Source organism: Nonomuraea sp. NPDC050733, assembly GCF_040654215.1.
Lineage (GTDB): Bacteria > Actinomycetota > Actinomycetes > Streptosporangiales > Streptosporangiaceae > Nonomuraea.
In genome coordinates, this window is record NZ_JBFAHO010000006.1 from 240,185 (window position 1) to 253,061 (window position 12,877).

The following is a 12,877-nucleotide window of genomic DNA, read 5'->3' on the forward strand; positions in this document are numbered from 1 at the left end:
GACCGAGTTCCGCGGGCAGGACCTCGCCGGAACGCGCTGAAGAAAGAGAACCGATCATGGATATCCTGCTCATCGCCGGCCTGTGGCTCGACGGATCCGCGTGGGACGACGTCGTGCCCGCCCTCGAGGCGCTCGGCCACCGCCCCGTGCCGATCGCCCTGCCCGGGCAGGGCGACGGCTCCGCCTCGGCCACTCTCGACGACCAGGTGGCAGCAGTGCTGGCCGCCGTGGACTCGGTGTCGGGAAAGCCCATGCTGGTGGGGCATTCCGCCGCATGCACCCTGGCCTGGCTGGCCGCCGACGCGTGCCCGGAGCGGGTCGCCAAGGTCGCGTTCGTCGGCGGCTTCCCGGCCGCCGACGGCCAGCCCTACGCCGACTTCTTCGAGGTGAAGGACGGCGTCATGCCCTTCCCCGGCTGGGGTCCGTTCGAAGGGCCGGACTCCGCCGACCTCGGCGAGGAGGCCAGGCGGGACTTCGCGTCCGCGGCGATCCCCGTCCCCGCTGGGGTGACGAAGGGCGTGGTGCGCCTGACGGACGAGCGGCGGTTCGACGTCCCCGTCCTCGTCGTGTGCCCCGAGTTCACCCCGGCCCAGGCTCAGGAGTGGATAGCCGCCGGTGACGTGCCGGAGCTGGCCAGGGCCAAGCACCTTGACCTTGTGGACATCGACTCCGGCCACTGGCCCATGATCACCGAGCCGGCCGAGCTCGCCCGGCTCCTGGCCGCGGCGGCCCCCGAGTCCTGACAACTGCCGGCCTTCGGGCCGCGCGATGCACCGGTCGCCGCGAAAGGACTCAAGGAAGCCACGGCAAAAAGCGGAGCGTGACGGTGTCGCAGGTCGTCGGCGGGATAGGGATCAGGTTGTCCAGGGCCGGTCCCTTCCCAGCAGGAGATGACAGATGGTCGCTCCCGTTCTCGCCACCGTGGCCGATGCCGTCGCGCCCGCCGGGGCGGCCGATCTGGGGGCCGCGCGGATGCAGATGGCGCTGTCCCTCGGCTGGCACATCATCCTCGCCTGCTTCGGCGTGGGCATGCCGGCGATCACCCTGCTGGCCGAGTGGCGGGGGCACCGCACCGGTGACGTCCACTACCGGCTGCTGGCCCGGCGGTGGGCGCGGGCCATGGGCGTGCTGTTCGCCGTGGGCGCCGTCTCCGGCACCATCCTGTCGTTCGAGATGGGCCTGCTGTGGCCGGGGATGATGGGGACGTACGGCGAGGTCATCGGGCTGCCGTTCTCGCTGGAGGGCATCGCGTTCTTCATCGAGGCGATCTTCCTTGGCATCTACCTGTACGCCTGGGACCGGATGCCGCCCGTCCCGCACATGCTGTCCGGCGTGCCGATCGTCATCGCGGGTGTGGCCAGCGCGTTCTTCGTCGTCACCGCGAACGCCTGGATGCAGCAGCCGACCGGCTTCCTCCTGCGCGACGGCCGGGTGGTGGCGGTGGACCCGTGGGCGGCGATGTTCAACCCGGCGACGCCGCCGCAGACCGTGCACATGATCCTGGCCGCGTTCATGGTCGCCGGGTACGGCATGGCCAGTGTGTACGCCGTGGCCATGCTGCGCGGACGGCATGACCGTTACCACCGGATCGGCCTGCTGCTGCCGCTGACCGTGGCGGGGATCGTCACGCCGGTCCAGATCGGCGTGGGCGACTGGGCGGCGCACTTCGTGGCCGACAACCAGCCCGTCAAGCTGGCCGCCATGGAAGGGGTCTTCGCGTCGGGGCGCGGGGTGCCGCTGCACCTGGGCGGGGTCGCCGTCGACGGCGAGCTCAGGTACGCCCTGGAGATTCCGTACGGGCTGTCGCTGCTCGCCCACTGGAATCCCGATGCCGCCATCCAGGGCCTGAACGTGGTCCCGCCCGGCGACCGGCCGCCCGTCAACATCGTCCACTGGGCGTTCCAGATCATGGTGGGCATGGGCATGGCGCTGCTGCTGCTCGCCGCGTGGCTGGCCGTGTCCTGGTGGAGGCGGCGGGAGCCGCCGCGCACGGTGTGGTTCGCGCGCGCCGCGGCGCTGTCGGGGGTGGCGGCGGTGCTGGCGCTGGAGGCCGGCTGGGTCGTCACCGAGGTGGGGCGGCAGCCCTGGATCGTGTTCCGCGTGCTGCGCACCGCGGACGCCGTGAACCCGGCGCCCGGCCTGGTGTACGGCTTCGTCCTGGTCACGGCGGTGTACGTGGTGCTGACCGTCGCCACCGTGTACGTGCTGCGGCGGCTGGCGCGTGACGTGCCGGTGCCCGTCGCGCCGCAGGAGCCCGACGTCTCCGGCTACAAGGTCGTCTGACCATGCCGCTGCCGGAGATCATGCTCGCGGTGCTGTGGATCGGCCTGACCGCGTACGTGCTGTTCGCCGGAGCCGACTTCGGCGGCGGCGTGTGGGATCTGCTGGCCGGCGGGGCCGCCACGGGACGCCGGAGCCGGGAGCTGGTGGAGCACTCCATCGGTCCCGTCTGGGAGGCCAACCACGTCTGGCTGATCTTCGTGCTCGTGCTGATGCGGACGGGTGTCCCGTCGGTGTTCGCGGCCGTCGCCTCCACCCTGTACATCCCGCTGACGCTCGCGGCGCTCGGCATCATCGCCCGGGGCGCGGCCTTCGCCTTCCGCAAGGCGTCCACGGAGCTGTGGCAGCAGCGGCTGTTCGGGGCGACGTTCGCGTTCTCGTCCGTGGTCACGCCGTTCTTCCTGGGCACGGTGGCGGGCGCCATCGCGTCCGGCCGGGTACCGCCGGGCATCGCCAAGGGCGACCTGGTGACGAGCTGGGCGAACCCGACGTCACTGGTGGCGGGCGCGCTGGCCGTCGGCACCGCCGCGTACCTGGCCGCGTGCTACCTGACCCGCGACGCCGAGCGCACCGGACAGAAGGACCTGGCGGAGGAGTTCCGGCGCCGGGCCCTGGTGACCGGCCTGGTCGTGGGCGTGCTGTCGGCGGCGGGGCTGCTGGTGCTGCACGCCGACGCGCCGCGCCTTTTCGCCGGGCTGACCTCCGGCCGGGCGTTGCCGTTCCTGGTGCTGTCGGTGGTGGCCGGGGTGGCGTCGCTGCCGCTGCTGTGGCTGCGCCGCTACCTGGCGGTACGGATCACCGGCGCGCTGGCCGTGGTGGGGCTGCTGTGGGGGTGGGGCGTGGGGCAGTACCCGGTGCTGCTGCCCGGCGTGACGCTGCGGGAGGCGGCGGCCACCGGGACGGTGCTGGCGGCCAGCCTAGGCGCCCTGGCCGTCGGGGCGGTGCTGCTGGTGCCGTCGCTGTGGTGGCTGTACGCGACGTTCCAGCGCGGGCACACCGCCGGCAAGGAGCGGGAGGAGACTGAGAGCTAGTTCGTGTCCGCGAAGGACGCCTCGAGCACAGGAGCCATGGGCATGGCCTACACCCCGGACCTGGAGCGGTTACTGACACCGGGCGCCGCCCGCGTCGACGGGCTCGTCACCTACCGGATCGAGCGGCACGTGATCGGCGATGCCGTCCTCCCCACCGGTCAGGTCGTCGGCTGCGACCCGTTGGTCGGCCGGGACGGAGCCGAGCCGTTCACCATCCAGGCGCCACCTGGCCGGTACCCCCTGGTGGCCTCCGTCGCGGTCCTGTACCGGGACGGCGTCGAGCTCCAGCGGCGCGTCGCCGCTCTGCAACTGGTCGTCCGCGACCGGCCCGCCGACCGGTGGGAGCCCGCGCTCGTCGCCGGCCAGAGCGCGGCCGCTCTCGGCGACGAGGACCTCTTCGGGTACACCGTCGACGCCGGCATGGGCACGCTGGCCGACCTCGCCGCGGTGCGTGCCCTGGCCGGCTGGGATCACGAGCGCGTCGAGGACGCCTACATCGTCCCGGACGTGCCGCAGGCGCCCGTGCCCGGGCTGGTCGGCGCGGTCGTCGACCAGGAGACCGGGGCGAATGTCGTCACGGTCGAGACCGGTTGGGGCGACGGCGTCTACCCCACGTTCGTCGGCCGCACCTCGGCCGGCGAGGTGTCATCGTTCCTCACCGACTTCATGGTCCTGCCCGATCAGGTGCCACGATTCCTTACGCCATAAGCTATCCTCTCCCAGGTAACTCTTTATGCCATAAGGAATCAGAGGTGAACCGGATGACCACCCGGGCGACACTCCACGACGGAGCCGAGATCGACGTCGAGATCAACGGCGACGGCCCCGCCGTGCTCCTGCCCGTCAACCCCCGTCCCGTCGAGGGCCCGCAGGCGGAGGAGATGCGCAAGTGGGGCGCGGACCCCGCGCTGGGCCGCACCCTCATCGACGGGCTGGCGGACCGCTTCACGGTCGTCGCGTTCGACTACGAGGGCCATGTCCTGGCCCAGCCCAAGCCGGACACGCTCACCCCCGCCAACGTGGCCGCCGACCTGCTGGCCGTGGCCGACGCCGCCGGCGCCGACCGGTTCGCCTACTACGGCTACTCCTGGCTCGCGCTCAGCGGCCTCCAGCTCGCCGTCCGCACCGACCGGCTGTCCGCGCTCGTCATGGGCGGCTACCCGCCGATCGGCGGCCCGTACGCGGCGATGCTGGCCGTCACCACCGCCACCCACACGATGGCGACCGACCCGGCCCCCGAGGAGCCGGACGGGGAGCCGGGGGAGCCGGGCGACTGGTCCAAGGCGAAGGTGGAGATGACGCCCGGCCAGACGCAGCAGTTCGTCACGCTGTACGAGGGACTGCGCGGGTTCGACGACCTGGCCGTGCAGTCACGGGTCACCTGCCCGCGGCTGTGCTTCGCCGGCTCCGCCGACGTGATCCGGTACGACGAGCGGTGGGGTGGTGTCGTCGTGGACATCGCCGGCCCGTTCACCGAGCGGCGGGACGAGATGGAGTCGCTCGGGTGGGAGGTGCGGGTGCTGGACGGCCTCGACCACACCGGCGCCATGCAGCCGGGCGCCGTCCTGCCGATCCTCCGCCCCTGGCTGGAGTCCCGCCTACCGGCCCGGGTGTCCTGACGCCTCAGACGTAGTAGCCCCGCACCGGGACCTGCGCCTTGTCGTACAGGGCGGGTCCCTCCAGGCGGGGGCCGGCGGCCGTGGCCGGCGGCTTGAGGCCGGTGAGCTGCTCGCTGGACAGCGCGAACACGACGCGGCCGAGGAACGAGCGCTCGATCGCGCCCGTGCACATGCCGCACGGCTGGCAGCTCGTGTACATCGTGGTGGCCGCCGCCGCCTCGGGCGTCAGCTCGCGGGCCGCCCAGCGGGCCAGCTTCAGCTCGGGATGGGCGGTGATGTCGCCGCCCGTCACCGTCGAGTTGCGCTCCTCGACCAGCACGTCGCCGTCCGGGCCCACCAGCAGCGAGCCGAACGGCGGGTCGCCGCCCTCGCGGGCCTCGGCGGCCAGCTCGATGGCCCGGAGCAGGAAGCGTTCGTCGTCGTTCGTCATGGGGACTCCGTCCGTACAGAGGGATCGATCTTGCGGGCGGCGGCCACCGCGGCGAGCGCCCGCCAGGCCGCCTCGGGGTACAGCGTCTCCGCCGGGTCCTTGCCGAACGGGTCCAGCACCACCGTCTCCACGCCGAGCAGCCGCAGCTCCTCCAGGTCGCCGAGGACCTGGTCGAGCGTGCCCTCGCCGGCGAGCCGGTCCGGGCCCGTGACCGGGGTGTCGGTCAGCCGCAGCAGGATGCGCGGGACCATGGCCGGCACGGGACGCCCCAGCTCCTCGGCCGCGGCGGCCAGCCGGTCCGCCGCCTCCCGCATCCAGGGCACCGTGCGCCGCAGCGGATGCCAGGCGTCGCCCAGCCGCACGGCCCGGCGGATGCCGGCGTCGCTGTTGCCGCCCACCCACAGCGGGATCCGTCCGGCGCGGTAGTCGTCGTCGTTCTCCCACGCGGCCCGCATGGCCAGCAGGTGCTCCTCGGTCAGCGCGCCGCGCCGCTCGAACGGCACGCCCAGCGCCTCGAACTCCTGCCGCGCCCACCCGACGCCCACGCCGAGCACCAGCCGCCCGCCGCTGAGCTGCTGCAGGTTGGCGGCCATGCGGGCCACCAGCAGCGGATGACGGTACGGGACGATGAGCACGGTCGTGCCCAGCCCGATCCGGTCCGTGACGCCGGCCAGCCACGACAACGTGGTGAACGGCTCGTAGAACGGCGCCGGGTACTGCTCGGCCACGTCGGGCGTCACCACGACGTGGTCGGAGACCATCAGCAGGTCGAAGCCGAGGCCCTCGACGGTCCGCGCCCACTGGCGCAGCGTGCCGGGGTCGGTCCCGGGGCCGAAATTCGGAACGTTCACACCTATTCGCACGCGTCCAACGCTATCCACCATCACAGCCGGGCCGGAAGGCAATCCTCACGCGATGAGGGCCTGGTGGCCGTGGATTTCCCGGTAGTTTGAGCCCATGGCCGAGAATGTCGATGCGACCGACTGGGCGATCATCGCCGAGCTCCAGCGGGACGGCCGCGTCCCGCTGACCGAGCTGGCCCGGCGCGTCAACCTCAGCGCCTCGGCCACCACCGAGCGGGTACGGCGGCTGGAGGCGGCGGGCGTCATCACGGGCTATCGGGCGGAGATCGACCTGGCCAAGGTGGGCTTCGCGGTGCTGGCGATGGTCCGGCTCAAGTACCCGGGCAACCGGCACGAGCCGCTGCACCGGCTGCTCGGAGAGCGCCGGGAGATCCTCGAATGCCTGCGCACCACCGGAGACGACTGCTACACGCTCAAGGTGGCGGCCGTCTCCATGGGACACCTGGAGTGCATCGTGGACGAGCTCGCACAGTTCGGGAGCACCACGACCAACGTCGTCTACAGCCAGACCCTGGCCTACCGGGCCCCCGCCGCGCCCTCCACCTGACCGTTCTTTCTCGTTGCGCCCGGGAGCATCAGCTCGCGGCGCCCCGCTCCCGCGCGGCGGCGAGGCCGTCCGTCCGCACCTCCTCCGGCGAGCGGTCCGGGCGCAGGCCGCGCCACGAGGGGTGCCGCAGCCGCCCGTCGCCGGTCACCTCCGCGTACCGCACCTCGCCGACCAGGCGCGGCTCCACCCAGCGGGCGTCGCGGGCGTACTCGCGCGGCACCGGCTGCCCGAACGGCGACGAGGGCCGCTCCAGCGGCGTCAGCTCCTCACGCAGCGCGACCAGCATGGCGTCGGTGAACCCCGTGCCGACGTGCCCCACGTACATCAGCCGCCCGTCCGGGTCGTACGCGCCGAGCAGCAGCGACCCGATCCCGCCGGCCCGCCGCCCCGCGCCCGGCTTCCACCCGCCGATGACCACTTCCAGATGGGAGAAGTTCTTCACCTTCGTCCACTCCGGGCCGCGCCCGCCGGGACGGTACGGCGAGTCGCGCCGCTTGACGACCACGCCCTCCAGGCCGAGGCGGTGGCTGGCGGCCAGCGCCGCCCGCGGGTCGCCGAGGAACGCCACCGGCGTCTGCCACCGGAACCCCGGCCGCACCAGGCCCTCCAGCAGCTCCCGGCGCTCGTCGTACGGCAGGCGGATGGCGCTGCGGTCGCCGACGTGCAGCACATCGAAGATCATGTACGTGACGGGGACGGTTCTGACGAGCTCGGCGATCCTCATGGGGTGCCGCTGGTGCATCCGCGCCGCCAGCGCCCCGAAGCTGGGTCGGCCGCTGTCGTCGAACGCCACGATCTCGCCGTCCAGCACCACGTCGCGGCCGCCCACGGCCCCGGCCATGAGGTACAGCTCCGGATAGGCCAGCGTGACATCGCGCCCGTTGCGCGACATGAGGCGAAGCGCCCCCGCCTCGACGTACGCCAGGCCGCGCACGCCGTCCCACTTCATCTCCGCCGACCACAGGCCGTGCTGCGCGGGTGGCGGCAGGCGGCCGAGCTGGGCGAGCATCGGCCGGTACGTGGGGAGTCGCCCCATGACGGATGGCCTTCCCGCGCGGGGGGCGGCTACGGTCCGGCGGGGGTAGAGGGCGGGTCAAGTCCCGACAAAGCAGCCGTTTCCCGTCGCTCTCGGCCGTTCCAGTCGGCCGTGGAGCCTGGAAAGTTCAGTCGGCCGTGGAGCTTGGAAGGTTTCAGTCGGTCGTGAAGTCCTGGAAGTCGAAGCCCGGCGAGACCACGCAGCTCACCAGCACGGCCTCGTCGCCGGTGGGGCGCGCCGCCTGCCAGGCCCCTCCCGGAACCACGGCCTGCGGCACCTGTCCCTCCTCCACCAGCGGGCCGAGCACGACCGTCCCGTCGCCGACGGTGAGCGTCAGCGGCCCACCCCGGTGCCACAGCCACACCTCGTCGGACCGTACGCGGTGCGGGACCGACTCCTCGCCGGGCTGGAGCAGGAAGTAGATGCCCGTGGCGCTGGAGCGCGGGCCGGGATAGCCGTCCGGCCGGAACGACACCGGCGAGCGCCACGTCTCGCGGAACCAGCCGCCCTCGGGGTGGGGCAGCAGGTCGAGCGCGCGGGCGATGGGAGGGCGCTCCTCGAAACGGACCGGGGCCCCGTGGACGTCGCGGCGCAGGAACCGGGTGCCGTCGAGGACGAGCTGCCCGGAAAGCCCACTGGCCAGGGCCTCCGCCTCGTCCGCCACCTCGATCGACGGGCCGTCGGGATAGATCGTCAGCTCCACGGGGCGAGTCTATGATCTCGCTCCTGACCGCGTTGTCAGGCGGGGCTGGAAATGTCGGTCGGAGTGGCTAGTGTGCCCTAGGTGATCGAACGGTGGAGCCGCGACCAGGTTCTCGCCCTCGCCCCCGACGCGCCGTCCCGCAAGGCCGCCCAGGGCGTGGCGAAGGCCGCCGCGTGGCCGCTCCTCGGGGTCGTCACGGACGGGGCCGCCGTGGTGTTCGGCGAGTGCGCGGGGAGCGGCGCGAAGCCGTACCAGACGTGTGTCGACCTGGGGGAGCCCGCCTACCGGTGCGGCTGCCCGAGCCGGAAGTTCCCGTGCAAGCACGCGCTCGGGCTGCTGCTGCTCTGGGCGGCCGGCGAGGTGCCCGCCGCCGCGGCCGCGCCGGAGTGGGCCGCCGACTGGCTCGCCGACCGCGCCACTCGCCCCACCTCCGACGTCGCGCCGACGGCGGGACCGGGGTCGGCTGCGGGACCGGGGGCGGGGCCGGGGGATGCCGCGGGACCGGGTGAGGTGGCGGGGCCGGGGGATGCCGCGGGACCGGAGGAGGCAGCGGGACCTGGGGAGATGGTCCGGGGGGCGGAGGCTTCCGCGGGCCGGGGAGGCGGGCGTGGCACGGCGGCGGAGTCCGCTCGGCACGCCCGCGTGACCGCCGGGCTCGCCGAGCTGGAGCGCTGGCTGACCGACCAGATCCGTCAGGGCCTGGCCGCGGCCGGCGACGGCGACTGGGACGACCTGGCCAAGCGGCTCGTGGACGCCCAGGCGCCTGGGATGGCGGGCACCGTGTCGCGCCTGCGGGCGGCCCGCGCGGCGGACGACTGGCCGGAGCGACTGCTGGAGGAGTACGCCCTGATCGACCTGCTGGCCGTGGCCTACCGCCGCCGCGCCCACCTGCCGGCCCCGCTGGCGCAGACGGTGCTGTCGCGGGTCGGATTCCAGGTGACGCGCGAGGAGGTGCTGGCCGGCCCGACGGTACGGGACGACTGGGACGTCCTGGGGCAGCGCGACGAGGTGCAGGAACGGCTGACGTCCCGCCGGGTGTGGCTGCGGGGCCGCGACACGGGCCGGCCGGCGCTGGTGCTGTCGTTCGCCCCGCAGGGCCACGCCCTTGACGCCTCGCTTGCCACGGGCGCCACCGTGCACGCCGACCTGGCCTTCTACCCGGGCGCCGCCCCCCTCCGCGCCCTTCTGACCGCCCGCCACACCCCACCGCCACCCGCACCTGTGTCCGGAACGGCTGCGCCCGCGACAGCCGGGACCGCGTCGCCCATGGGGGTGCCGCCCGGGGTGGCGCCGGAGGAGGCGATGGACGAGGTGGCCAAAGCCCTCGCCGCCGATCCCTGGACCGACTCCTGGCCCCTCGTCCTGGCCGGGGTCGTTCCCGGGCGTACCCATCTCGGCGGGTTCCCGCTGCACCGGAGCGCGTACGACCCGTGGCGGCTGATGGCCGTCTCCGGAGGCCACCCCGTCACGGTCGCCGCCGAGTGGACTCCCTACGGGCTGCGGCCCCTGACGACCTGGGCCGACGACGGGACGGTGGTGATCCTGTGAGCTGGGACGACCTCGCCTCCACGGCCCTGGTGGGCACCCACCGCAGGCCGTACCAGGGGGATCTGCTGGCGGACGCCGCCGTGGAGGTCGCCCGGCGGCGCGCCGGCCGCCGCCTCGCCACATCCCCGGACGGCCACCCCACGACGCCCGGCGCCCCGACCGGCGCGGAAACCCAGCCGACGCCGACCGGCCAGCCGGCCGACCAGCCAACCGATCAGCCAGCTCAGCAGACCGGCCAGCCAGCCGACCAACCGACCGATCAGCCAGAGCAGCCGGCCGACGCAGGCACCGAGGCCGTCCCTGCGAGCGAGCAGACCTCTGACGCCGGCCCGGAGCTCGCCTCCTCGAACGAGACCGTCTCTGACGCCGGCCCGGACCTCGCCTCCTCGAACCGGACCACCTCTGCCACTGGCGGGGATCACGTCCCCCCTCGGAAAGTGGTTCACCGGGACGGGCGGGTGGCGCCGCCGGAGGGGCAGGCGGCCGTCGCTGGGATGGCGGCCGGGCGGCTGGTGCGGATTCTCGGGGGCGAGTACGAGCGGCTGCTGCCCGAGTGGCTGGCCGCCGCGGCGGCGACCGGACGCCGGGTGCCCCCGTACGTGCTGCCGGAGCTGCTCGAACGCGGCCGCCGCGACCGCTCCATCCGCGCGCACCTCGGCGTGCTCGCCGGGCGGCGCGGCCGGTGGCTGGCCGGGCTCAACCCGGCCTGGGCCTACCTGCTGGAGGAGCCGACCGGCGAGACGTGGGAGCTGGGAAGCCCCGCCGACCGCCGCGCGTACGTGCGGCGGCTCAGGGCCGACGATCCCGGGGCCGCGCGGCGACTGCTGGAGAGCACGTGGGAGAGCGAGACGCCGGACGACCGGGCGGAGTTCGTGACCGTGCTGGCCGAGGGGCTGTCCATCGGGGACGAGCCGTTCCTTGAGCAGGTGCTCGACGACCGGCGCCGCGAGGTCCGCCAGCAGGCCGCGAACCTGCTGGCCCGGCTGCCCGGTTCCGCCCTGTCCCGGCGGATGGCCGAGCGGGCCCGTGCCTGCTTCACCATCGCCGGAGGCGTGATGCGCGTGGAGCCTCCGAAGGAGTGCGACCGGGCGATGGAGCGCGACGGCGTCAAGGTCAAGCCGCCCCGGGGCATCGGTGAGCGGGCCTGGTGGTTGCAGCAGGTCATCGCCCGCGCGCCGCTGGAGATCTGGGGTCCCGACCCGGCGCCGCTGCTGGCCCTGCGGATCCCCGACTGGGACGCCGAGGTGAAGACCGCCTGGGTGCGGGCCGCCCTGCTGCAGCGCGATCCGGCGTGGGCGCGGGCGATGTTCGCCTGGGACCCGATCGCCGACCTGCTGACCGTGCTGCCGCCCGGCGAGCAGCAGGTGCTCGCCGCCGCGTTCGTACGTGAGCATGATCTCGACAGCCAGTTGATCATGGTGCTGGGCGGCGTGTCGCCGGACTGGCGCGAGGAGCTGGCCACGGCCGTACTCGCGAAGATCGTCAAGATGGCCAGCACCCAGCCCTGGAACCTCGGCGAGCTCGTCAAGCTGGCCGGCGAGCGGGTCGCCCCCACGCTGGGCGATCTGGCCGCGCGTTACTCGACCGAGCCGGCGGTGCAGCAGGTGGCCGCCCTGCTGCGGTTCCGCGCCGACATGATGGAGGAGCTTTCGTGAACGACCTCAGCCCGGTGAGCGGGCCCCGCACGGGCGGCGACGCGGATGCCCTGGGCGGCGTGGGCGCGCCCCACGATGCCGGTGTGCTGCGCCCCCACGCCGAGGACCAGTACGCCGAGGAGCTGCACCTGCTCGCCAAGGAGGACGACCGGCCCCGCCCGCCCGGCTGGAAGCTGTCTCCGTGGGCGGTCACCACCTACGTGCTCGGCGACGGCGACCGCATCACGCCCAAGTACGTGGGAGCCCGCCGCCTCGTGGAGGTGGCCGTCGCCACGCTCGCCACCGACCGCGCACTGCTGCTGCTCGGCGTGCCCGGCACGGCCAAGACCTGGCTGTCGGAGCACCTGGCCGCCGCCATCAGCGGCGACTCCACGTTGCTCGTCCAGGGCACGGCCGGCACCGCCGAGGAGGCCGTTCGTTACGGCTGGAACTACGCGAGGCTGCTGGCCGAGGGCCCGTCGATCGAGGCGCTGACCCCGTCGCCGGTGATGCGGGCCATGGCCGAGGGCCGCGTGGTCCGGGTCGAGGAGCTCACCCGCATGCCGTCCGACGTGCAGGACGCCCTCATCACCGCGCTGTCGGAGAAGACGCTGCCCATCCCCGAGCTGGGACACGAGGTGCAGGCCAGGCGCGGGTTCAACCTCATCGCCACCGCCAACGACCGCGACAAGGGCGTCAACGACCTGTCCAGCGCGTTGCGCCGCCGCTTCAACACGGTCGTGCTGCCCGTCCCGGCCACCGCCGAGGAGGAGGTCGACATCGTCTCCCGGCGGGTCGACCAGCTCGGCAGGTCACTGGAGCTGCCGGGCACCGCCACGGGGCTGGAGGAGATCCGGCGCGTGGTGACAGTGTTCAGGGAGCTGCGTGCGGGCGTCACCGAGGACGGCCGCACCAGGGTCAAGTCGCCCAGCGGAACCCTGTCCACGGCCGAGGCCATCTCGGTGCTCACCAGCGGCATCGCGCTGGCCGCGCACTTCGGCGACGGGGTGCTGCGGCCGGCTGACGTGGCGGCGGGGATGGTGGGGGCCGTGGTGCAGGAGCCGGTGTCGGACCGGGTGGTGTGGCGCGAGTACCTGGAGACGGTCGTCCGCGAGCGGCCCGGCTGGCAGGACTTCTACCGGGCCTGCCGTGACGTCTCCTGACCGTGACGTCTTGTGACCGCGAT

Annotated in this window: 13 protein-coding genes; 9 read left to right on the plus strand and 4 right to left on the minus strand. The window is 73.7% G+C overall.

Annotation, left to right across the window (positions count from 1 at the left end):
• Positions 1–56: 56 nt before the first annotated feature.
• The 5 genes from AB0H64_RS14565 to AB0H64_RS14585 all read left to right on the plus strand — a co-directional run bounded on the left by AB0H64_RS14565 (position 57) and on the right by AB0H64_RS14585 (position 4,930).
• Positions 57–743, plus strand: coding sequence for an alpha/beta hydrolase (locus AB0H64_RS14565; RefSeq protein WP_357623880.1), 687 nt, complete (start codon positions 57–59; stop codon positions 741–743).
• Positions 744–897: 154 nt separating this feature from the next.
• Positions 898–2,283, plus strand: a complete 1,386-nt coding sequence (locus tag AB0H64_RS14570) for a cytochrome ubiquinol oxidase subunit I (RefSeq protein ID WP_357623881.1) — start codon at positions 898–900, stop codon at positions 2,281–2,283.
• 2 nt (positions 2,284–2,285) lie between these two features.
• Positions 2,286–3,311, plus strand: a complete 1,026-nt coding sequence (locus tag AB0H64_RS14575; protein WP_357623883.1) for a cytochrome d ubiquinol oxidase subunit II — start codon at positions 2,286–2,288, stop codon at positions 3,309–3,311.
• 42 nt (positions 3,312–3,353) lie between these two features.
• Entirely contained in the window at positions 3,354–4,019 is a 666-nt protein-coding gene (locus AB0H64_RS14580) for a DUF4241 domain-containing protein (RefSeq protein WP_357623885.1), read from the plus strand.
• A 53-nt stretch (positions 4,020–4,072) separates the two neighbouring features.
• On the plus strand, positions 4,073–4,930 hold the full coding sequence (locus AB0H64_RS14585; protein WP_357623886.1) for an alpha/beta hydrolase: 858 nt from the start codon (positions 4,073–4,075) through the stop codon (positions 4,928–4,930).
• Between the two features lie 4 nt (positions 4,931–4,934).
• On the opposite strand, the gene AB0H64_RS14590 is transcribed toward AB0H64_RS14585, so the two are convergent.
• Positions 4,935–5,360 carry a nucleoside deaminase gene (locus tag AB0H64_RS14590; RefSeq protein ID WP_357623888.1) on the minus strand — a complete coding sequence of 142 codons (426 nt, stop codon included), beginning with the start codon at positions 5,358–5,360 and terminating at the stop codon, positions 4,935–4,937.
• Positions 5,357–6,223, minus strand: a complete 867-nt coding sequence (locus tag AB0H64_RS14595; protein ID WP_357623889.1) for an LLM class flavin-dependent oxidoreductase — start codon at positions 6,221–6,223, stop codon at positions 5,357–5,359. Before AB0H64_RS14595 ends, AB0H64_RS14590 begins: the two co-directional genes overlap by 4 nt.
• Positions 6,224–6,317: 94 nt before the next feature.
• Between AB0H64_RS14595 and AB0H64_RS14600 the strand changes: the two genes are divergently transcribed.
• On the plus strand, positions 6,318–6,770 hold the full coding sequence (locus tag AB0H64_RS14600) for an Lrp/AsnC family transcriptional regulator (protein ID WP_357623891.1): 453 nt from the start codon (positions 6,318–6,320) through the stop codon (positions 6,768–6,770).
• 28 nt (positions 6,771–6,798) lie between these two features.
• Here the strand turns inward: AB0H64_RS14600 and ligD are convergent, their stop codons facing one another.
• On the minus strand, positions 6,799–7,806 hold the full coding sequence (gene ligD / locus AB0H64_RS14605) for a non-homologous end-joining DNA ligase (RefSeq protein ID WP_357623892.1): 1,008 nt from the start codon (positions 7,804–7,806) through the stop codon (positions 6,799–6,801).
• A gap of 154 nt (positions 7,807–7,960) precedes the next feature.
• A complete protein-coding gene (locus AB0H64_RS14610) occupies positions 7,961–8,509 on the minus strand; it encodes a cupin domain-containing protein (RefSeq protein ID WP_357623894.1) in 549 nt (182 codons plus the stop codon).
• 81 nt (positions 8,510–8,590) lie between these two features.
• Between AB0H64_RS14610 and AB0H64_RS14615 the strand changes: the two genes are divergently transcribed.
• Genes AB0H64_RS14615 through AB0H64_RS14625 form a run of 3 tightly spaced genes read left to right on the plus strand, consistent with a single transcriptional unit; the run spans position 8,591 to position 12,854 of the window.
• On the plus strand, positions 8,591–10,057 hold the full coding sequence (locus AB0H64_RS14615; protein WP_357623895.1) for an SWIM zinc finger family protein: 1,467 nt from the start codon (positions 8,591–8,593) through the stop codon (positions 10,055–10,057).
• Complete coding sequence (locus AB0H64_RS14620) at positions 10,054–11,712, plus strand: DUF5691 domain-containing protein (protein WP_357623897.1); 1,659 nt, start codon at positions 10,054–10,056, stop codon at positions 11,710–11,712. The genes AB0H64_RS14615 and AB0H64_RS14620 overlap by 4 nt, the downstream gene beginning before the upstream one ends.
• A gap of 59 nt (positions 11,713–11,771) precedes the next feature.
• Positions 11,772–12,854 (plus strand): AAA family ATPase, encoded by a 1,083-nt coding sequence (locus tag AB0H64_RS14625; protein ID WP_357624072.1) that lies wholly within the window; start codon positions 11,772–11,774, stop codon positions 12,852–12,854.
• The last annotated feature ends 23 nt before the right edge of the window (positions 12,855–12,877 follow it).

Bases quoted from the DNA above. Each gene is read 5' to 3' on its own strand.
- AB0H64_RS14565 (WP_357623880.1), top strand. From the start codon at position 57: ATGGATATCCTGCTCATCGCCGGCCTGTGGCTCGACGGATCCGCGTGG.
- AB0H64_RS14570 (WP_357623881.1), top strand. From the start codon at position 898: ATGGTCGCTCCCGTTCTCGCCACCGTGGCCGATGCCGTCGCGCCCGCC.
- AB0H64_RS14575 (WP_357623883.1), top strand. From the start codon at position 2,286: ATGCCGCTGCCGGAGATCATGCTCGCGGTGCTGTGGATCGGCCTGACC.
- AB0H64_RS14580 (WP_357623885.1), top strand. From the start codon at position 3,354: ATGGCCTACACCCCGGACCTGGAGCGGTTACTGACACCGGGCGCCGCC.
- AB0H64_RS14585 (WP_357623886.1), top strand. From the start codon at position 4,073: ATGACCACCCGGGCGACACTCCACGACGGAGCCGAGATCGACGTCGAG.
- AB0H64_RS14590 (WP_357623888.1), bottom strand. From the start codon at position 5,360: ATGACGAACGACGACGAACGCTTCCTGCTCCGGGCCATCGAGCTGGCC.
- AB0H64_RS14600 (WP_357623891.1), top strand. From the start codon at position 6,318: ATGGCCGAGAATGTCGATGCGACCGACTGGGCGATCATCGCCGAGCTC.
- ligD (WP_357623892.1), bottom strand. From the start codon at position 7,806: ATGGGGCGACTCCCCACGTACCGGCCGATGCTCGCCCAGCTCGGCCGC.